16 protein-coding genes are annotated in these 22001 nt (G+C 47.8%); 2 read left to right on the top strand and 14 right to left on the bottom strand.

Annotated features, from left to right (window positions below):
- Positions 1-211: 211 nt before the first annotated feature.
- From AC58PV_RS18185 to AC58PV_RS18170, 4 genes are read right to left on the bottom strand one after another with little or no spacing between them, the layout of a single operon-like run.
- Positions 212-853 (bottom strand): ThuA domain-containing protein, encoded by a 642-nt coding sequence (locus AC58PV_RS18185; RefSeq protein ID WP_497433657.1) that lies wholly within the window; start codon positions 851-853, stop codon positions 212-214.
- A 36-nt stretch (positions 854-889) separates the two neighbouring features.
- Positions 890-1621, bottom strand: coding sequence for an SDR family NAD(P)-dependent oxidoreductase (locus tag AC58PV_RS18180; RefSeq protein ID WP_497433655.1), 732 nt, complete (start codon positions 1619-1621; stop codon positions 890-892).
- 34 nt (positions 1622-1655) lie between these two features.
- Positions 1656-2639, bottom strand: coding sequence for an aldo/keto reductase (locus tag AC58PV_RS18175; protein WP_497433654.1), 984 nt, complete (start codon positions 2637-2639; stop codon positions 1656-1658).
- A 34-nt stretch (positions 2640-2673) separates the two neighbouring features.
- Positions 2674-3657: a hypothetical protein gene (locus AC58PV_RS18170; RefSeq protein ID WP_497433653.1), complete on the bottom strand. Its 984-nt coding sequence runs from the start codon at positions 3655-3657 to the stop codon at positions 2674-2676.
- 143 nt (positions 3658-3800) lie between these two features.
- On the opposite strand from AC58PV_RS18170, the gene AC58PV_RS18165 reads away from it, so the two are divergent.
- Entirely contained in the window at positions 3801-4631 is an 831-nt protein-coding gene (locus AC58PV_RS18165) for an AraC family transcriptional regulator (RefSeq protein WP_497433651.1), read from the top strand.
- Positions 4632-4720: 89 nt separating this feature from the next.
- Here AC58PV_RS18165 and AC58PV_RS18160 read toward each other — a convergent pair whose 3' ends face one another.
- The 8 genes from AC58PV_RS18160 to AC58PV_RS18125 all read right to left on the bottom strand — a co-directional run bounded on the left by AC58PV_RS18160 (position 4721) and on the right by AC58PV_RS18125 (position 18754).
- The gene (locus tag AC58PV_RS18160; RefSeq protein ID WP_497433743.1) at positions 4721-7171 is read right to left on the bottom strand and encodes a discoidin domain-containing protein; all 2451 of its coding nucleotides are present in this window, start codon (positions 7169-7171) and stop codon (positions 4721-4723) included.
- 143 nt (positions 7172-7314) lie between these two features.
- The gene (locus tag AC58PV_RS18155; RefSeq protein WP_497433650.1) at positions 7315-9720 is read right to left on the bottom strand and encodes a hypothetical protein; all 2406 of its coding nucleotides are present in this window, start codon (positions 9718-9720) and stop codon (positions 7315-7317) included.
- Between the two features lie 66 nt (positions 9721-9786).
- A complete protein-coding gene (locus tag AC58PV_RS18150; protein WP_497433649.1) occupies positions 9787-11886 on the bottom strand; it encodes a heparinase II/III domain-containing protein in 2100 nt (699 codons plus the stop codon).
- A 14-nt stretch (positions 11887-11900) separates the two neighbouring features.
- Positions 11901-12791 (bottom strand): carbohydrate ABC transporter permease, encoded by an 891-nt coding sequence (locus AC58PV_RS18145; RefSeq protein ID WP_497433648.1) that lies wholly within the window; start codon positions 12789-12791, stop codon positions 11901-11903.
- Between the two features lie 18 nt (positions 12792-12809).
- Positions 12810-13706 carry a carbohydrate ABC transporter permease gene (locus AC58PV_RS18140; RefSeq protein ID WP_497433646.1) on the bottom strand — a complete coding sequence of 299 codons (897 nt, stop codon included), beginning with the start codon at positions 13704-13706 and terminating at the stop codon, positions 12810-12812.
- An 84-nt stretch (positions 13707-13790) separates the two neighbouring features.
- Positions 13791-15185: an ABC transporter substrate-binding protein gene (locus AC58PV_RS18135; RefSeq protein ID WP_497433645.1), complete on the bottom strand. Its 1395-nt coding sequence runs from the start codon at positions 15183-15185 to the stop codon at positions 13791-13793.
- Positions 15186-15324: 139 nt separating this feature from the next.
- The gene (locus tag AC58PV_RS18130) at positions 15325-16947 is read right to left on the bottom strand and encodes a response regulator (RefSeq protein WP_497433644.1); all 1623 of its coding nucleotides are present in this window, start codon (positions 16945-16947) and stop codon (positions 15325-15327) included.
- Positions 16931-18754, bottom strand: coding sequence for a cache domain-containing sensor histidine kinase (locus AC58PV_RS18125; RefSeq protein WP_497433643.1), 1824 nt, complete (start codon positions 18752-18754; stop codon positions 16931-16933). Before AC58PV_RS18125 ends, AC58PV_RS18130 begins: the two co-directional genes overlap by 17 nt.
- A 229-nt stretch (positions 18755-18983) precedes the next feature.
- Between AC58PV_RS18125 and AC58PV_RS18120 the strand changes: the two genes are divergently transcribed.
- Positions 18984-19415: a VOC family protein gene (locus tag AC58PV_RS18120; RefSeq protein ID WP_497433641.1), complete on the top strand. Its 432-nt coding sequence runs from the start codon at positions 18984-18986 to the stop codon at positions 19413-19415.
- A 298-nt stretch (positions 19416-19713) separates the two neighbouring features.
- Here AC58PV_RS18120 and AC58PV_RS18115 read toward each other — a convergent pair whose 3' ends face one another.
- On the bottom strand, positions 19714-20250 hold the full coding sequence (locus AC58PV_RS18115) for a DinB family protein (protein ID WP_497433640.1): 537 nt from the start codon (positions 20248-20250) through the stop codon (positions 19714-19716).
- Positions 20251-20350: 100 nt separating this feature from the next.
- A complete protein-coding gene (locus AC58PV_RS18110) occupies positions 20351-21946 on the bottom strand; it encodes an extracellular solute-binding protein (RefSeq protein WP_497433639.1) in 1596 nt (531 codons plus the stop codon).
- Positions 21947-22001 lie beyond the last annotated feature (55 nt).

Here is a 22001-nt window from a genome sequence, read left to right as displayed (position 1 = left end):
TGATGAGGTGTTTTAAGAATTAAAGTAGATGAAGTGATGGGTGAAAGTGAAAGCGTCCCTCTACTCTCGTCCACGCCAGCAATAGCTCTACCGCTGCTCCTGCTTCAAACCCAACGCCCCCAAATAATAAAACAATTAAAAACCAGCGCCTCTAGGCACTGGTTCGTGTCAACTGGTTGTATCCTCCTACTGGTTGGAGCCCCCTGTCAGCTCATGTGACTGGCAAGCCTGCTGCCCAGAAACCGGCAGAACGGATCCACTTTCCATATGTCTCAGACTGAAAGGATGGCGGATGATGGCCTGGCATTAAGTAAATGACTCTGCCCAACCCATATGTGCGTGTCCATGCTGCAGGCCATTGTTTGCCTTCATGTGTGTACGTCAAGAGGAGATCGATCGGCGCGAAGGGATCTAGATCGAAGCGATACGGCTCTTCGTCCATCTCGAAAGGCTCCAGTCCGTTCGTTAACGGATGATCGCTCTCCGTCTTCTCGAAAGCGAGTGTCGTGTAAGCCGGATGACCTGTGAATCTTGCTCCGATCAGCTGGCTAAGCTCCGGACTGCCTTGGATGGAGATGCCGTTATGAATAACGAGCAGTCCCCCGCCGCCAGCGACATATTGGAGGAGGCCGGCTGTTTCTTCGGCCTCAGGTACTTTCCGCCATATATCTAAGTAGGAAATGACTACTGGATAGGGCTGGAGGACGTCCACCTTCAGATGTGCAACGCCTTCAACGGATGTGACTTGAAAAGAAGCCCCTAAGTTATCGATGATAAGCTGCTGCACTGCCCGCAGTTTATGGTACGGTGCATCGTCGTTATTGCCTAGAAGCAAAGTAGGAATACTTGCCATTCGGATTCATCTCCTTGTACTTCATATCGCCATGACTTACCACGGCCATTGTCCGCCTTGATAGTCAATCAGTGCCAGTGACTGATCCGGCCAATCGGATCCGAGTCGCTGCTCAAGAAGACCGAGAATGTGCTGAGCAGATTGCTCAGGCGACAGCTTGGCGGTCGCATCTAGCTCACCTTTCATATAAGACTGCACATGACCGGGATGCACGACCAACACTTTGCCGCCTTGCGGCGAAATTTGGTTATGAACGAGTTGTGATTGCATATTGAGCGCAGACTTGGACATGCAGTAGGCATACCAAGCGGTTCGCTTACATGCCCCAACGCTGCCCGCTTCGGATGAAATATTCACAATGATTTTGTCGGTGCTTTTTAAAATAAGATCAATCAGCCCATTCGTCATACGCAATGCACCAAGTGTATTCACCCGGAATACCTGCTCGATGTCTTCAAAATCCAACTCATCCTGAATCGTCGAGGTCGTATTCCCCAGGATGGCTCCATTATTGATGAGCAGATCAAGCTGCTCCGTTTGGGCAGCCACTATACGCAGCGCTTCCGCTACACTCGTCGCATCGCTGATGTCCAGACGAATAGGACGCAGCCGCTTACCGTAAGCTGCCTCCAACTCCTGCAATGCCTGACATTCCTCTGCATACTGCCCTGCCCATACATTATAACCTCGCGCCAACAGTCCTTTGGCCAAAGCGAGGCCAAGCCCACGATCAGCTCCGGTGACCAAGGCCGAACGATTGTTTTTCATAGCTGCAGCTCCCCTCTATGTAATGGATGAACATTTACCAAGCATAAGCCTCTGGTGCTGCTCCGCCTGGACCTGGGAAAATGCGATCCAGCTCCCTCAGCGTCGCTTCATCCAGCTTAAGCTCCACCGCTCGGAGCGTATCTATCAGTTGGTCCACGGTACGCGGCCCGATGATTGGCGCTGTCACGGTTGGATTCGCGAGCAGCCAAGCTAAAGCGACATGCGCGGGTTTCTCGCCTAGCTCGTTGCACAAATTCGCGAAAGCTTCCAGCTGATTGCGGTGCTTAGCTACGAGCGCTTCGCTCTGTCTGCTTCTGCGCGTACCTTGGTCAGCTGAAAGCGCATTGCCGCCAAGCAGTCCACCTGCCAGCGGGCTCCACACGACAACCCCTAAGCCCAAATCCTGAGCAGCCGGCAACACTTCCAGCTCTGGCAGGCGGTTCAGCAAATGATATTTATGCTGCTCGCTCACAAGCCCCAGGAAATGGCGTTCTTTGGCCGCCGCCTGCGCTTTCACCAGATGCCAGCCTGCAAAATTGCTGGAGCCGATATAATCGATTTTCCCCTGTTGAACCAGTCCTTCAAATGCTCCCCAGATCTCTTCCCAAGGCGTACGACGGTCAATGTGATGCATCTGGTAAAGCTCCACATGATCCGTTCGCAGACGACGTAGCGAATCTTCGAAATGGCGACGGATTTTGTATAGGGACAAGCCTCTCTCATCATTAGGGCCGTAAAGCGGCTTATGAAGTTTCTCATACACTTTGGTCGCTAACACAACACGTTCCCGGCGGTTGCCGCCTTGTGCGAACCAGTTGCCGATAATCGTCTCCGTGGCGCCAGAATTTTCTCCCCAGCCATAAATGTCAGCGGTATCAAAGAACTGAATACCCGCATCCAGCGCGGCATCCATAATGCGGAAAGCTTCTGCCTGCTCCGTATCCACACCGAAATTCATCGTGCCCAAACAGAGTTTACTAACTCGCAGCCCCGATCTGCCTAAATAATTGTATTCCATATAGATCGCCTCTTTCGGTCAATTGATTACACCATTAGATAAATGGACGTCGGTCTAAAATCTTCTGCAGCACACGGTTCGCCTCAACCTGTTCAGGCATCGCGGACTGAACGAGCGCTAATGCGCAAACCGTTCCGCATAACGAATGCATATCTTCGAATAAGTCATCTTCGGACCCGTCTTCAAGTGCTGTAATACTGGCTAAAAGATGGCTGCCAATTGCTCTGATCATGGCATGGAGTTCATTTGCCCGATGTTGACTTTGTTCAGCAGCACTGATCAATGTGTACATGACATCCAGCTCCACAAAACCTAAAACGTCTGGCTTCAGTGGAATCTGTCCATCATCGTACATAGCCAAGCATGTATCAATCCACTGATTTGGGTATTGCATCGGACGCTTACGGTAGTTCAGATTAAACAGGTAATGAAAAGAGCTGGCCAAATGATGGAACAGCGGAGCACCGTTGTGAATAGCTCCCTTTCGCCAAAATCCAGTTTCCGGATCTGCCTCTTGATCGAGCCATGCAAAGTACCACTCCTCCCACTCTTGGTCAACCTCCCCAGCCAGCACCATCGCCGCATAAATACCTGCGCCTTTATGTGATTCTCTCCAAGGTAGTTGAGCCCAGTCAAGACTTTCCATCCAATTGTGAAGGCCTTCGCGGCTTCGCACGTGATGCAAGCTAGTCAAAGGGTGGGAAGGTTGACTGTCGAGCAATTCCAAAGCAGCCACGGCATACGCCGTCCGATGAACAGGGTGGTGACTATCTGCCATAAAAAGCCCGTCCTTCTGCTGTTGAAAGCCTTGCAAAGTTGTCACCAAGCTTGCACGCTCGATGCTCCCTTCAGGCGGTAGTTCACCAATTGTGTATAGCAAAATGACGGCATCTGCAGTTCCATACAAATCTGCCTCGAGAGATTCCGAGTTCTTTTGACGGTATCCTCCCCCAGAACTTGTTCGATGAGCATCAAGAGAACGACGTACTTTTTTCAGAAAAGGTTCGATATTCGTCACGTTAATTTGCCTCGCTTTGCAATAAGTAAATGTGAATTGAGTTCATTCTAGTCCATATTGGAAGTCACTGCTATAATAAAATGGAAGCACTATATAGCATAATGACCTATTCCGCTTTCAAACCTTATAGGAGGCAGCTGCCAATGGTTAACCATACAATTGCTCAGTACTCGATTGAAGCTCAGCAGGATATCCAATTCTATTACACGGGCACAGAACAATGCGTGCCTGGCCATTCTTGGGGACCTGCCATTAAACAGAATTATAAAATTTTCTATATCCACAGTGGCAAGGGGATCTATCGTGTCGGCAATGAAACGTATCACTTATCTCAGGGACATGTCTTTCTGATATCTCCCTATGTTGTTTCATATTTTGCTGCGGACGAAGTGGATCCGTGGAACTTCTCGTGGGTCGCTTTCGGTGGTGGCATCGTCCAAGATTATTTGCGGCAAGCTGGTTTTACACCCGACAATCCTGTCATTTCCTGCGATCGGGAGTTGGAAATTCGGCAGTGCTTCAATAAACTGTTTGACGCGAACCAGCAGTTTTACAGCAAGCCTTTGCAGTTGACCTCGGCGCTGTATGCCTTCTTAGCCTTGCTACTGGAATCCTCACAACAGGAGTCCCCGGTCTTGCAGCAGAAGACCATAAAAGACTTGTATGTGGCGCAAGCAATTTCTTTTATAAAAAACAATTATGCCCAACCGATTACGATCGAGGAGATGGCACAAACATTGGGACTAAGTCGGAAATATATCACGAGCCTTTTCAAAGCAGCCGTCGGCACACCGCCGCAGTATTATTTAGGCGAAATCCGGCTGAGCAAAGCATGTGAACTATTGACGAGCACGTCACTTTCCATAAAGGAGATCGCCTACTCAGTCGGATATACGGATCAATTACATCTTAGTCGGATGTTCAAGAAGTTGTATGGCATCTCACCAAGCCAATACCGCGAAGGCATCCGATGACCAACAAGCTAACAATGAAAAAAATCAGTTAACATCCGATTTGTGGACGTTAACTGATTGGGCAGGAGCATGAATAGAAGGTCTAGGTGCTAGTAAATTTCCACCTCAGGAAACGCCATCCGATACCGATTCGCATCGGTAGGGTTCGGGCGCAGATTCGTCCCTTCGATTTTTACATATCTTGCAGATACCGCAGAAAACGTAAAACTCTGAACGGCATTCCCCGGCTGCGCATACCCCGTACGCGTCACAACGGTCGACCAATTCACATTATCGGCAGAGGTCTTAATGGTGAAATCGATCGGAAAGTTTTGACCAACATTTCCTGTGTCATTACGCGGATACAGATCGACCTTCGAGATCGTCTTGCTTGCCCCCATATCCAGCGTCACCGATTCGGTATGATTCGAGGTTAAGCTGTTGTTAGAGCTCCAACCCATGGACCCCGTCACGCTGTTGCGTTGTCCGTCATTTATTTTGGCCGCCCCAAAATTCGTATTCTCCACCGAGCTGGTCGCAGACACACCTGCCCCCATTGCGAAGTTCCTCACAGATCCATATACCTCAAACTCCCATAAAGAGTAGCCGTACACCGAACCTCGCAGAGTTCCATTCATTTTCACATATCTAGCCAGGGTTGACGTGAAGCTAATATCATCAGTACCACCATCGCCCGTAGTTGTACTAAATACATTTGTCCATGTGCTGCCGTCATTAGAAATCTGAATTTGATAGTTCTTGCCATAAGCCGCTTCCCAATAAAGCTTCACACCATCGACATACACAGATGACCCTAGATCCACATAGATCCATTCCGCATTCGTATAGCTGGACCCCCACCTCGTACCCAAGTTGCCGTCAAAAGAAAGACTCGGCGCTGCAGCGGAAGATGAGGCGGTTGCTGGCTTATTCAGAGCAAGATTCGGTCGTTGCACAGGTTCAGCAATCTGTGTTGGCAGAATCGTCACAGGAGTGTGATTCGCACGGTTGAGGATGTTCATTTGCGCTAAATTTTGAGCTGGCGTTGCACTTCCTGGCATCACCACGTTGTTAAACGTAATATTGCTGATATTTTTGGTGCTGCTATAGCCCTTCAGGGTACCCAACGTCGTTCCAGCATCGCGAACTAGAATATCCTTAACGGTCAGCGTATTAATCGTACCCCCGCCAAAACTATCCGCATTACGAATAATAAAGAACGCCCATGTCCGCATGCTATCATTTGTGTAAGTTATTCGCTCAATATCGATATTTTCGAAGGTAACATTTGTGAGCGCACCAACACCATATTTATGATCGACACCGATACCGACAGATGCGTCGTACACTACACTATTTTTAAATGTCACATCGCTTTGATTCTGTCTCATGCCTTGACCAACTTTATACCCGAAGCAAACGGTCCAGGAAATCAGATCATCAAATACAACATTGCTGACAGGCTCAGGACTTCCAGGCCAGTTTAGACTAATATCTGTCGTCTGATCCCATGATTTCGTGGTGTAAGGATCGTCCAAACCAATGCCGATGCCATGCTGAACGAGTACGTTCTGCGATTCATTCACATCAATGCCGTCGTTCTCTCCCATATCGAAGCGGTTAAGGATTTTCAGATTTTTGAAAGTCAAATCATTCGATCTTGCTGGCGTTACAGCCCACGACCCCGAATCGCGAATTAACGGTCCATCGAAGGTAAAGTTGGTCGTCCCGATTGGCACAATAATATTACTGGCAAAATTGTTCGTCGTGGTCGCGTATTTGCCGTTGCCGTCGATCGTGCCTCGACCGTAGATTTTGACATTGTCTGCGCCAGTCGGGGTGTACAGCCACCAAGTGACGTCGCGATTCTGTGAATCCTTGTGCCAATTCACCGTGTAATCACTCGCCACTCCTGTAAAACGAAGCACAGCTCCGCCTTCCAAGTATAAGGCGACGTCGCTTTTCAGTTGCAGGTTCCCCGCCTTGTAGATCCCCGCAGGGACATAGACAATCCCTTGACCACCCGTATAGTTGGCTGCATCGTTAATGGCATTCTGGATGGCGGTTGTCGCCATACCCGAACCTGTACTATCCGCGTTGTACGGGGCGTTCTTTACATTATAAATCCCCGTCCCCGATGATGCGGGTTTGTTGGTCTCCGCTGGGTCAGCTGCGATGACGAGCGCGCGTTGTCCGTTGATTTTGACAATCAAATATTCGTCGCCACTGACTGTAAACGTCAGCTTGTTGCCACTCGTTGTTCCCGTCAGATTCAGCTTCTTCGGAGAGATGGAGTAGGACGTAATGCTCGCTTGCCCAATAGCCGTAATCTCAATGGTTGCGGCCCCTGACATGGAGAAATGGGCATAATCATAATCGCCTGTGTAACTAACGACTGGAATCGTTGTAGCATCTACCTTAAGGCCATACACCGTGGATGCGGTGTAGATCGAAGGCAATCCATAGGAAGAGATGGTCGCCGCATGAACCTGAACAGGCACAGCCCCTAAACCCCCAAGGATAAAAACAAATGAAAATAATCCGATCAGCCAAGCCTTCATTTTGCGCAAATAAATTCCCTCCTTCAGATGTTCTCGCTAAGACGAGTTGGTAAAGCGCTTACATGAATAAGTATAAAAAATCTGCCCTCGTTCCAGGAATGCGGGAACTTCCATATCAAGGGCAGATTTCTATTGGTTTTTAGTTATTGAATCAACCGTACCTCCCCAGCAATACCCCATTTGACGAAATGGACACCATCCATCTTCGTTTGTTCAGGAGCATCTGGACGGTCGGCAAAGTTTTTAACACCTTTATATTGATCTGGACTCGTTAAATAACGGTCGCCGTCGATATGCCGATGAGGCCCGTACACATTGAAAGTACTCGGATATAACAGGACCTCCAGCTCATACGCGCCTTTCTCGATCACTTGCGGAAGAGGTACAGACCAATTCGGTCCCCAGCACCAGCCCAGCTCGTGCCCCTTCAGTTTCACTAAGGCGGCATCTGCCCATAGATCGGTAAGCCCAAGGGCAGCCTGATCTACTGCTCCTAGTTGGATGGTTTTACTCATAGCAATCGGCAAACCTGCAAAAGGAAAGCCCGCTGAGATCAAGTTTTCACTCTGGATCATGGAAGGCAAAGGAGCTAGCTCTAGTGACCCTTCGAGCAGCCATTGATGCTCGTCCTTTTCGATCCATGGAGCTTCACTCGTGACAATGAACGAACCACGCAGGAAAGCAATCGGGCATGCTTCTCCCCCTGGCAGCGGCGTGACCTCGAAATGCAGCTTCGACACCATCACAGTTAACGATGCAGGAATAACCGCCTCAAAACCGCTTGCCGTAGGCAGCACTTCTAATTTCACATCATTCAACCGAACTCCATGCACCTCATCATGTAAAAAGAGTGTCATTCCGCCATAGCACTCCGCCTGATTCATGTTGATTTGTGCTGTCAGTTTGCCATTGTCTTGAGGCTGCAGCTCTACATAGATTTGATTCTCTTGCGGCACTTCAGCGGTCCACGAAGTCTGCTCAATGTTTGAAATCTCCCGAGTCGCTAGTAGAGCAGCACGCTTCACCGGCAGTACACGCTGCCAGTCCTCCGAATCACAAAGCATAACCCCCACTGCACGCATTCGCTCTACAATCGCTGGGTCCTGCCAACGGCAACCATCTGCCAGAAGTACATGCGTGTAGTCACGCTGGCCAATCCACAGCTTGCCATCCCTAATCGCACCCGATTGCTCAATCTCCCGCTCCTCGGTCAATTCATAATGAACCCCGGCCTCGAAGCAAGCTTCTACGAGCGCAAGCAGCTTCGCATTGAGAATGCCTGCCGTACTGGCAGGAATGTTCAACCCGTCATGCTCATTCATTTGCATCGCATCATGCGTATTGAAATGCGCCATGATTCCACGGGTTGGCACTACAATAAGCACATCTGGCTTCACCCTTAAATCAGGCAGTTGTACAGCTTGCTCCTGCAGTGATGCCAACAGCGCAGGAAAAGCATCCTTCCAAGTAAGATGACTCGGCATGGAAGGCGGCCAATCTTGCACCGCTTGGGTGGTGAGCTTGAGCTGGTTCAAGTGAAACACGAAATGTTCCACGCCATGACTTGCCAGCCACATCACGTAATTGGTGAAGGACTCCGGCGAGACGCCCCAACCGCTTCCCCCCATGGCTTCAACCAGCGCCCCATCTCGTCCCTGCTGCATCGCAACGGAATGGGCAATACGCGGGTAAAAATTATTCCCCGGGTAACGTTCCAAGGCATCAATCGCTGGTGTTTCAACTGTTTTTAACACTTGAAAGGCTGAACCGCTATACGACAATTGGAAAAACGGACTTTCCTCTGCTTTCACGTGGGCTGTGAATTTTTTGCCATGCTTTTCACACCAGTCAGCGACCGGTTGATAGAAACTCGTAATGATGGCATCGGTTAGCATTTCCCAGTAACGCACACGAAAGTCCTCGTCGCCGTCCCCCGTTGTGAACATCAGCGGCAATTGCGGAAGCAAATCTTCACCATATTTCTTCTCATACAGCGCTGGGAATCGATCATCCCAAGGGATCGCGCCTGTTTTGACCGTAATCCCATGCCCATCCAGGAACGCGACTTCGTCAGAGAAAAAACCAGTCACATAATCGAACGCTTCGGGGTGCAAGCCATTGCGATAACCCTCATGCGTGAATTCGATAAATAGTTGCGTAGCCTCAGGGTCTAGGGAGGAGACGGCTGCCGTTTCTCCGAATACGAGCCTGCCACTGCGACCGTCCTCATCCGAGAGCCAATTGACATGCTTACATGTGGATTCGGGCAACCTTCGGAACACTTCACCGCCGGCTGTGCCAGAGGGCCAGCCATTCTCATCGTAAATCCAGAAGATCATTCCCGTGGATTTGGCATATAAAATCAAATCTGAAAGAACGGCCAGATACGCTTCACTCATATAGACAGGTTTGTTTGGATAGAAACGTGGATGAAAAATGACCCCATCCATCCCCGCTAAACGGAGTTCGTCTAACTGATCTTGCAGCTGTTCCAGAATCAATTCGTCGTTGATTGACCAAAAACTGAGGAATGACAATTTATTTTGCATGGATGACACCCTTCTCCCTAGATGTTGAAAAATTTCATATTGGTTTACTTAGTTATCATAGGGGCATCAGATCAACTTCTCAATATACACTTTTTCGCCGTATAGCTTCACAACATAAGTGCTCTTGGAATCCGCCTGATTCCACGACACATGAAGGGTATCACTAGATTGCGCAGCTACTTCCAAGCGGCCTTGAGGCTTCTCCTTCTGATTGAGATCAAAATGCAGAGCCTGCACGAATATCACCTGTTGTTCCACGGGAACAGTTGTGATGAAGGATGTTCGCTGCCCGCTCAGCGGATTATCCGGCGTCAACGCGGTGTATCTCATTTTTGGCAGCGAGCACCAAACATGCTGCTCCAACGTACCTTCACGCATCTGATAGCCGAAGGCGGATACGTCAGCTATCAGCTTCCGCTTCTCTTCCAACCATCGCTGATCTAATCGGCCAAGTGGAGCGTCCGAGTTAGACCATTGGACAGTATCATCTCGGCCTAGCAGCTCCCCGCTAAAATGATTAGTCCAATGAACCAATCGTGGCACCGCGACGTTCACTTGAATGATATCCAACAGATGGTCTTCTGCTAGAAGGTTAATTCGTCGCATTTGAACACCTTGGTAGGCGTCTACATCCCATGGATTCAGCTCCGCAGGCAAGATGATGCGATCTTTCATCGCATAGTCCTCAGCCAGCCAGTCCACGGCTGTTTCCAGCCATGCGCCCCATGGCTCTTCGTGCATTTGAATCAATCGCCCGTCCCGTGGCGGCTGGTCTGCCCCGTCGATATTCACGGTATTATGCGAGTACGTATGCTTAAACCAACCGTAATGAGCCGGAACTCCGTATGCCGTCGTGCCGGGATCCACGAGCATCGGAATACTGCTGTGCATAACGGATAACCCCAGGCGATCCATGTGATCGTGCTCGCCTCCGAATCTGCTGTGCTTCACGATTACATGCCAGCCTGCTTCGTTCACTAGCTTGGTCAAGCCGCTGGCGGGCAACGAGCGTGTCCGCTGTACCTCAGCTCCGAGTGAGTCCAGCTCCGCTATATCCCCGCCCAAGTCCTGACCAAACATCAGCGCATAGATCGAATCTCGCTGCGCCGGTTTCACGATCTTGATGCGTGGATCGGCTTCTGCCGTGCCATAAGCCGTATTCAAAAGCGAACGATATTTGTCATCCCAATACCTATCATAGGCGATCTCATAATACGGCACATAGGTGCCGATATGATGGCCAAGCCCTGCGTCATTGAGCGTAGGCATCATCCCGTTAGGCATAACCAACTGCAAGGGATAATCGAACATCGCCTTCAGCGCTTTCTTTTTCCATATATCCCAAGTCGTTCCTTCAGCAATAAGGGCGTAGTGCAGCAGCGATTTCAACGCGTAGAAATGATACTGAACATTCCCTTCGTACCATAAGCCGTCCTCCATAATTCCTCGATCCAACTGGTCATGCAGACCGTACTCACCATCTAAAGCAGCAGCAAGCACAGTCCTATCACGTAATAGCAGCCCAAGCGCGGCAATAGCTGATGTAATCAATACCGAGTGATTGTGGATTTGCTTTTCTTTATGCGCAATGAGAAACTGGGCACAAGGCGCAAGCAGCCCTGCCCGAATATGAGCGAGCTCATCGGGGCTTAGATGCTCCTGAATCATATCGAGAGCAAGCGCCAAATCCGTAATCCAATGCGCTTCATCCAGCGTTTGGGCAAATAGTTTGCCAGGCCCATTATAGGGAATGTTGCCGTGAATGGCGTATGTTTCGTAGTTATCGGCATAGGCCATGAGATATGATTTGACGAATTGCAGCCGTTTCTCATCTGGCTCTAGGGCATAGAGTAACGCTACATGATACACGGCTTGACCGATACGGCTATGAGCGATCGATGTCCAGCATCCATCAAGCAATTGACTGCGCCGTTCCTTGCCACAGGTCGAGCAGAGATGAAGAAAGGGCTCGTCCCATTGGAAAGTGAGCCGAGTCCCATCTTCATCACAATGATAATCGTGTGTCCATTCGCCATGCTCATAGGCGCGGACGGCGAAGGTAATCTTCGCCGCTTCATCCGCATCCCGTCGTAACAGCGCCATTGCTGATTGAAATTCTGTGTGAACTGCGTTTCCACGCAGTCGCTCTAAACGCTTGATATCCATGGTTGTAGTTCCTCCTAGCCTTTCAATGAACCCGCCGTCATTTGCATGAACTGACGATTGGCAATCATATAGACAAGTAACAGCGGCAGAATCGATAGACAAGCTCCAGCCATCATATAATGCGTTTGTACCGCAGCGGATGCCCCGTACCGCAAGTAAGATAAGCCAACCGTCAACGTTTGCAGATCCGGATTGGTCATTGTAAATACTAACGGCCGTAGATATTCATTCCACGCTCCGCAAAAGGTAAACAGTGCGCCTACGCCAAGTCCTGGGCGCATCAGCGGCAAAATAATTCGCCAGAAAATACCAGCGTTAGAGCAGCCATCGATTCGTGCCGCTTCATCTAATTCCCGGGAAATACCTTTCAGGAAGCTAAGTAAAATAAAGAAGATATATGCATGACCGCTGACAAGAATAAGGACTACGCCCCATAAATTCGTATTCAGATGCAGCTTGACCATCAATTCGAATTGCGGTCTAATCACAACCGCCCCAATCGAAATAAACATCGTAGACGCTTGAATTGCCACATAGATCGCTTTCCCAGGAAAGTTGATGCGGTCAACCACATAAGCTGCCATAGAGGCTACGGTCAATACGCCGATCGTCGTTGCTCCACTCAAGAACAAGCTGTTCCAAGTAAATCTCGCGAAGTTAGCCTGCACCCAGGCTTCCTTATAATTTTCAAAATGCCAGGATGAAGGGAATATCTTGCCCCCCTTGGTAATCTCCAAATTGGACATGAAGGAGCCTAAAAACGTCACAATGACAGGGAAAACGATGAGCAAAGCGGTTATCAGTAAAAATAGCCAGAGAAGCGCTCTCCCACCCCATCTCCCTACTGAAAATGACTGTGTTGGTTTCTGTATTTGAGCAGCAGGTATTGAATTGGTCACTGCCATAATTCCCGAGTCTCCTTCCTATTGAAGTTTGTTTAGGCGCTTCGACATCCCATGATAGACAAGCGTGATGATGCCGACAATGACAGCGGTCATGAAGCCTACGGCACTACCGTAGCCGAATTGCTGCTCAGTTAAAGCGTGCGATGGCGTTGGGAAGAAGAGCTTATACACATAGAGATACATAACTTCCGTCTTCCCTACAGGTCCACCTTCGGTGAGAACCATGATGCTCTCATACCCTTTGAGGGAATTAATAATCGCAAGCATGATGACGATCTGAAGTACTGGGCCTAGCATTGGAATCGTTAAATACCAGAACTGCTGCCATTTATTCGCGCCGTCCAAGGAGGAGCTTTCGTACACATCATTCGGGATATTTTGAAGACCAGCTAGAAATAACAGCATGTAGTTCCCTACCGCTCCCCAGACTGCAATGATAATCGTTGTCAACATCGCATGCTTAGGTCCAAGCCAATCAATTCTTTCAGAGATGATATGAAACTTTAATAAATATTGATTCAGAATGCCGTTGTATGAGTTGAAAATGACAAAAAATACGACGGCCATAACAGCCGAGCTAATAATCGTTGGCATGAAATAGATAGCTCTTAAGAAGTTGCGTCCACGCAGCTTTGAATTTAAGATCACGGCAAGAAGTAAGCATAACGGAAGTGTTATGATGAGCTTGCCACCTGCATAAACAAAAGTATTGATAACAGAATGCCAATACTCCGTATCCCGGAAAAGTCGTCTGAAATTATCAATCCCAATAAATGTCGGTGCCCCGAAGCCCTTGTACTCATAGAACATGTAGCGAATCGCCCAAGCAATCGGATAGACGCCGAGCACGATGGTCAGCAGATAGCTTGGAAATAAAAATAAGTAGGAAAACCCGATCTGGCGAGTTCTGTTCATCCCATTCCCTCCTCCTTAGCGCTAAGAAGAGAGCGAGAGTGGAGCCTCGACTCCACTCTCACTGTTCACTTCTTAACGAAGATTCTATTTCATCATCAGTTTCATTGGATCAAAGCTTGCATTTGGCGCTACTTTGACATCGCCTTTCGCAACCGCTTTATCCAACGCATCGTTATAGCGTTTGTTCAATTCTTGAATAATTTGATCCAAGTTGCCGCCGCTAATCATATATTTGAAGAAGGCGTCATTGTATTTCATACCTTCAACCGTAACGGTTGGTTGTAACGGCCACGTACCATCATTGCCGCTTGGCAAGAAGCCATCAATGCCTTTAATCTCAGGCTTCTTCGCTGTGGAAGAAATCGCTGGCACCATGGATAGGCCGAAACCTTTCTCATGATACGTTTTCAACACATCATCAGCATACATGAACTTCATAAATTTCCAAGCTTGATCCGCGTTCTTGGTTGTGTTGCTTATTGCTAACCATTGGCCGCCGACGAATGAAGTTGCCCCTTTAATCGTACCGTCCGTGGTTGGAACAGGCGCTGCTGCCCATTCAATCTTAGCTGGGAACTGATTAGCGTATACCCCTGGCTCCGAGGAATACGAGAGGTACATCCCGATTTTGCCTTCTGCGAATTGAGCGCGAAGCGGATCAATATCAAGCGATTCCATTCCTGGCAATGTGCTTCCATCATCTACCATTTGCTTGAAGGATTGAATAACATCTTTAAACCCTGTAAAATCGTATTTCGCTGTTTTGAAATCAAATCCAAACCCACCAACACCGTTCGCTTCCGCGATTACCCTTGCCGAACGACCAAGTGCACTGTCTGGGCTCTTGAAGTTCAGCGCAAAGCCATAGGAGCCACTCGCCTTACCAACGGCAGTAATTTTCTTCGCATCCTCGACCATTTCTTTCAATGTTTTCGGAGGCGCTGCAATACCCGCTTTGGCGAACAGGTCTTTGTTATAAACAAGACGCAGGGTCGAGCCGTAGTTCGGAAGACTGTACAATTTGCCGCCGATGCGGTTGAAATCATCAATAATCGGGAATTTTTTCTTCATCGTATCATCGACATAGGTATCGATCGGTTTGAGGTATCCTTTGGCTACAAAAGGCTGGATGGTATTCTCCTTCACGCGGATAATGTCCGGTGCTTGCCCTGATGCGAAAGCCAGATCAATCGCTTGATTGAAATCCTCGGTTTTGACAACAATTTCGACTTCAATATTTTCGCCATTCGTTTCATTGAATTTCTGCACAACACTTTTAATGTAGTCCATATCGTGACGATCATTCGTCCAATAAGCGAGCTTCGTTTTTCCCTTGGCAGGAGCCGCACTTGCCGGTTGATCGGATGCTTTCGCGGACGCCGCTGGGCTTGCCCCTGTATCGGTTTTGGTGGAGCTGCAAGCTGCTAAGCTACCCGCGAGTGCTACTGCTAATGTGACCGTCCCTAATTTTTTTATCATCGATAAGCCTCCCTTAAATCTGTTGTTTACACTTCTAATACTAAAAGAATTCCGATGCCCTGATAATGAGGTCAACTCTTGAATGAGGGCAGATATTTCTATATGTTCCCCTGCCCATGGTAATAAAACAGGCAAGCCCTCACGGCTTGGAGGGCTTGCCCAGGGACATTTCTTTAAATTCGGTCGGTGTGAGTCCCGTCTGCTTTTTGAATACCTCGCTGAAATAACGCCGATGCTCATAGCCTAGCTCCTGCGCGATTTCCTGTACTTGATAGTCCTCGATCAACATCGACTTGGCCCGCTCCATTTTCGCTTGCGTCACAAATTGCTGAAAGGTCGACCCTGTCACTTTTTTGAACAGGTTCGAGTAATAACCCCAGCTCAAATTCACCTGCTTCGCACAGTGCTCCAGTGTCAAATCGAGATTCAAATTCGCTTTAATGTAATCGGCTGAGCGGTGAATAATCTTCTGTGACTCGCTAGCTCGCTCCTGATGAATGAGGCGGCAGCCTATTTCGCACAGCTCTATAAACCATGCGCGATATTCCAGAATGGCGGCACCGCTGTCTCGAATTTCAATCGTCTTGGCTTCAAACTCTGTGAGGCTGGGACGAGGGAATTTCTCCAGCAGCACGCGCAACATGCGCAGGGCTAGACCTTGCAGCAATCGGTCCACGACACCCGGTTCCGGGAGAACTTCTACTTTTCCCATCTCGGTGAAAATGTTCATTGCCCACTCTACACAAGCTTCCTTGTTGCCAGAGCGGAACGCGAATAGAAACTCATTCTCGCTATCCTCCGTATAAATCCACTCCACAGGGAGCGCCGCTCCATCCGTATTGAAGCTGAAAGCGCCATTTCCACCTGTATAAAAATGATAAGACAACGCACTAAGCGACTGCTGATAGCTCTTCGGCAGCTCTTGCACGGTTTCTACACGATTGCCAATCCCAATGGATATGGTGAATTTGGTATGGCGTGCAATGTTCGCACAGCATTGGTCGGCGATATTCATCGGCATGTCCGGATTCGCAACGTTGAGAATACAAATATAACGATTGAGCCCCTCGCGAAACACGACGGCCGCCCCATGAAAGGCAATCGTCTCTTCGACGATATTTTGCAAGGAAAAACGGACTAGCTCCAGCTCTTTCACAGGCACTTCGCCATATTTATCAGTAAATTGATCAATTTGAATCGTCATCACGGCAAAAGGCGGCTTCAGCTCATTAATATCCAGAAAGTCCGATAGGCGCGCTAATTCGGATTCATTCGTTTGATGATTAACAAGCAGAGATAAGTACTCCTGCCGCAGCGCTGGCATGCTTTCCTTGATCTTCTGCTGAAGACCGATCAGCTGCTTGCGGCTCAGGTTCTCTTGTTCCCAGACTTCCTTCGCCTTGACGACTGCTTTTACGATTTGATCAATGGAAAAAGGCTTCTTCACATAATCGAGTGCGCCATATTGGATCGCCTTCTGCGCATAATCAAAGTCCGTATAGGCACTTAAAATAATGACTTTACTCGTCGGCAGAATCTCCATAATATTGCGAGTCATTTCCAAGCCATCCATTTTGGGCATACGAATGTCAGTTAGAATCAGATCGGGCTTCGACTCACGAATTACGGCAAAACCCTCCTCGCCATCTGTCGCGCTGCCCACGATTTCGATGCCATGTTCTTCCCATGGTATTTTCTTCGTAATCATATCCACAACACTTCGAATGTCGTCCACGACACATAGCTTAACTCGTTGATCCATGGAAATCCTCCTCTTTTTCATACCGTGGTAACCACAATTCGATGCGGGCTCCGTCCCACTCGTTCGTCGTAATCTCCATCCGTTGCTCAGCCCCATAGTACAGTTGAAGACGCGTATAAATATTGCGCAGTGCGTAGCCATGCTTCGAGGCCGCCTGCTGCAGCATGCTTTGGCGCAGCAGCTCAGGAACGAGTCCGTGACCATTATCCTCCACTGTGATATGCAGCCAATCTCCGTCTGCCCGTGCTGTAAGCCCGATCTCACCACCGGTCTTCATGTCCTTGAAGCCATGCAGGATACTATTTTCAATGAGAGGCTGTATGATTATTTTAGGTACAAGGCAAGCTAGCAGATCAGGCTCAACATCCATTTGAAAGACGAATAAATTCTCATAGGACCTTTGCTGAATCGCCAAATATTGACGAACATGATCGAGCTCATCTGCCAGTGGAATCACATCTCTGCCTCCGCTTAAGCTCAATTGGAACATATTCGATAACGCCAAAATCATTTCGTTCACATCATCGTTCTCACCAAGAACCGATTTGCAATAAATCGTATTGAGCGTGTTATAGAAAAAATGCGGATCCATCTGCGCTGTCAACGCCTTAATCTCTGCCTTTCGTTTATCCCGTTCCCGATTGGTGACATCCGCAATAAGCTGTTTAATCTCGTCCAGCATCCGATTGAAGCGAAATCCAACCTGTGAAACTTCATCCTTATACACACTTTCAAAACGTACTTCCAGATCATTCTCCTCTACACGCTTCATCAGTTTCTGCAGTCGAAACAACGGTTTAAGCAGCAATAACGTCAAATTATTCGTGATAAAAAGGGAAACGAGGATAAAGCCGATCGTGACATACGTCGTGGCTTGCTTAATGCCATTCAGTTTGGCTAATAGTTTATCCTTGGCTTGAACGCCGACAATCATCCAGTCATCTTTCACATCTAGTCGAGCATAGTTCACAAGATAGTCCTTGCGATCGGAATCCCTGTAGAAAAAGGAACCCTTGCTATCGTCAGTTAATTGTTCCACGAAATCAGGACGCTGCATGAACGCTCTATCTTGGGTACGATCCGCATAATTAATATCTTCACCTTGCGAATCAACAAAATAATAGTGCTTGTTGGGATCCGTTAAGTTCTCCATAAAAAGATCGCGAATATCATCTTCCTTCACATTGATGACCACATACACATTCGTCGACTCATTGCGTATGTACGAATCTTCGCTCACCCCTTCGGCAACTAGCGAGATGACCCGCTGATTCCCTGTAAAGAAAGGATCCACATGCCCCTTGCTCCAGAATCCCCGCTTCAACAGCTGAAATTGCTTAAACATATCGGATTGATAGAAGGAGTTGACGTTATTCCGCACACTGGAGGTCGGGTAGAAATCCCCGATGGGGGTTGCGATCAGGATACTTTCAATCATAGAATCATTGAATTTCACTTGCGAAAACACGTATTGCAAAGAGGTTAATGACTTAAAGTAGCTGGAGCTGTCCTTATTCTGGACATCCTTCATCAGCTGCTTGAAGGCATCGCTGAACATTAAGGCACGGACCGCCGTGCCGATATTTTTCAATCGTTCATTCACGATTTGCGCGGATTGATTCACGGTATCTTGGCTCGATTGCATCGTATTGCGCTGGATTTCCTTGGATGCAATCAGGTAGGCGATGCTCCCGGTAGCTACTAGACCTGCTGTGATGAGTATGACAAAGGTAAACCAAATGCGTTGTTTGAGTGAAAAGGAATGGAACAGGCGCGGCATCCACGACCAGATTGCATGTTTATTCATAGGCGACTTGGCACCCTTCCTGTCTGCATGAAGATAGTCTTTATCTATTCTATTATAATATAGGTCACTTTCCGAAGGCATGGGGGAAATTCAAGATAGAGGGCAGGTATTTCTTTATTCGATTAAACAATTAGAACGTATGTTCTTTATTTTTCCGGATAAATGTGGTAATAATAAGAGGTAGACTTTTTCCCTCTTTAACTACTTTAATCTAAGGAGCTGTTCATTGATGTCTGTTCGTCTAACTCCGTATTTAGTATTCCCTGGTACTGCTGGTGAAGCGATTGCCTTTTATGAGAAAGCGCTCGATGCTCAAGTCCTTTTTAAACAGTCCTATGGTGAGATGCCGGCCAACCCTGATTACCCGCTTGTCGATGAACAAAAAGGGCTTATTTCCCATGCTATGGTGCAAGTCGGCGAAAGCCAGCTGATGTTCTCGGACTCCGACGAAGGAAAACCCATTCCACAGGGAAATCAGGTGACAATTTGTATCACAACGAAGGATGCTAGTCTATCGAAGAAGTATTTCGAGGGGCTCAAAGAGGGCGGTACCGTCATCATGGACCTGCACGAAGCATTTTTCAGCCCAGCCTACGGACAAGTAAGGGATAAATATGGCGTGACCTTCCATCTATTCACCGAAGGCGAGTCGATGAATTAATACATAGTAAAGGCCCTGTCGCATAAGACGACGGGGCCTTTGTTTGAATTTTTGAGGGCGATTGTTGCTCAACCGACCGATTGACCGATTGACCAACCGCTGCCGAAGCAATTAAGTGGAAATTATCCATCTATTCGAGCCCATTTATCGTCATTAAACCAATTAGATGGAAATTCTACAGGTAATCATTCCGCTTTTCGCCAACTCGAGGCATATCCTCCAAATTAGCTACAGAAAATCCATCTAATTCATTTTATCAGCTGATTTCGTTCAAATTAACATCAGAAAATCCATCTAATTACGTTTGCGCAGGTGTTAAGTCTGCAGACGCTTCACCCGCATACCAGAACAACGCGTATTCTGTCATGACGGAGGGATGGCCCATTTGGCGCAGCATAGCCGTTATATTTCCGCGGTGATACGTAGCATGATTAACGACTTGTAACACCATTTCCGCCATACTTGTATCTCGGATTCCTGCATAGGGATTGTCGAGGTTAATTACCTTTTCCAGATCCGGCTGTTCCCGCAGAAATGCCTTAAACTGCTGCGACAACTCGGTATACATGGCCTCAAGCTCATCCAAGCTTTTGCTCTCCGTTGCTTCAGTAATGTCTCTAAAGATCGCCATAGCCGCGTTCATACTCATGCCGCCAAGTATCTCAAACCACGTGCGATCCACAAGGTAAATATGCGCAATCACTTTGGCAACCGTCGGAAACACACTCGTAATCTCTTGTCTGAACACCTCTTGCGGAAGCTCCTTTAACCGATTTATCAGTGTTTGATTCGCCCATGCGTGATAATCATACATGCCTACTGCTGTGTGTGTCATTCCCATACACTCCTTCAATTCAATTCGTTATTTTTAGTTATGCCCTTATTTTAAAAGAAGAACCCTGACAACATATTGTCAGGGTGCTTCACATTTTTTTTTATTTTCCTAGTTTGTTCATGTAGTCCACATATTCTTTCTCTGCATCTGCTGTAGCTGGATACCATTCCCTCTCTAAGAAGTCCTTAAACTGTTGAAGCGACAATGTACCCATCAAGTATTTCAATTCTTGATCGTCTTTTTTCTTCACGAGATCAGGAAGTGCTGTATTCAAGTTCAAAATTTTAGGTGAGCGAACAGCAGGCACGTTGACGACCTTCACTTGTTTCATCGCTGCATCCAATTGAGCTTTGTACGTATTCAATCGCTCGATCGTGTCTGCTCCCTCGATTATAGCGGGGTTGCCATCAATCGCATTCGCAAGCGTCATGTACGTGCTCGTTGTTGCCGCAAGTTTAGTTGCTTGATCGGCTGTACGGGAAATATTTTTCGTCGCAGGGTCATAGCTATCAAAGGTTAACCCTTTCATACCTAACTGGAACAAGGTGTTTGCTTCCGTTGTATTCCCCCAATCTAGGAATTTTAGTACGCCATCCACATTTTTGGACGATTTCGGAATCATCCAGCCGCCCCATGTTGCTGGTAATACAAGATCAGTAGCCACGCCCTTACTATCTTTTAGCACAGGTTGATAGGAATACTTCTTGTCTGACTCTTTATCCTTGGACAAGTTAGCCATCACCGCATATTGGTGGGAATAAATGATGCCGACGCGATTCTGATTCATTTTCTCTTGATCCACATAAATCTTGTTAATCAGGTACTCAGGATCGATCAGCTTCTGATCATTCAGCTCTTTCAAATACGTTAAGAAAGGAATATAACCAGACATTTTCTCTCTAATTTTATACGCACCATCGGTATCCTTAACCCCATTGATAATCGGAAGGTTAAAAGCAGACGCTAGGAAGAATGTTGAATTCCACACCGTGTTGCTGCCAAGGCTAGGATTGGACAAGCTTAGACAGTACGTATCGGCCTTGCCGTTGCCATCTGGATCATTATTCGTAAAAGCTTTACACACATTCGTAAACTCATCCAATGTTGTTGGCGCTTTCAAATTCAGCTTGTTGAGCCATTGCTGGTTGACCATATATCCCCAATGATTCACAACGTTCGTTCTCGGGATAAGATAAGTTTTGCCGTCGTTAATGGATTTAACAGCATCCCACATTTCTTTCGTAATGTTTTTCGTTAGATTCGGATATTTCGCAATCTTGTCATCAAGCGGTGTCAGTAGACCATCTTTGGACCATTTCTCCAGATTCGCGTCAGCTCCGCCCCAGTTATAGACGAGATCTGGCAAATCGCCAGATGCCATCAGCACCTGGAGTTTCTCGACATAGTTGTTAATGGGCGGCGCTTCGACAGACAACTTCACATTCGCCAACTTCTCAGCTTCAGCAATGACGGGATTGTTCTCAATGACTACGTTCGCATTGACCCGGTTAAACATTTTGATGCTGACAGGCGATGCTTTGGCTGGTGCGGCTGACGCTGCACTAGTGCTCGGTGCTGCCGATACAGCAGTTGTGCTAGCTGCTTTATCTGTGTTAGTACTACAAGCCATAACGATGGAAGACAATAACCCGATGCAAATTAGACTGCTTGCAATGCTTTTGACTGACCCTTTCAATACCAACAACTCCTTTATGATCGCTATTATTAAACTGCGAGAAGGCAGATTTAAT

The sequence above is a fragment of the Paenibacillus sp. J22FR83 genome (assembly GCF_059691955.1).
Note: the sequence above shows the minus strand (reverse complement) of the source record. Positions and strands in the feature narration are given on the sequence as shown.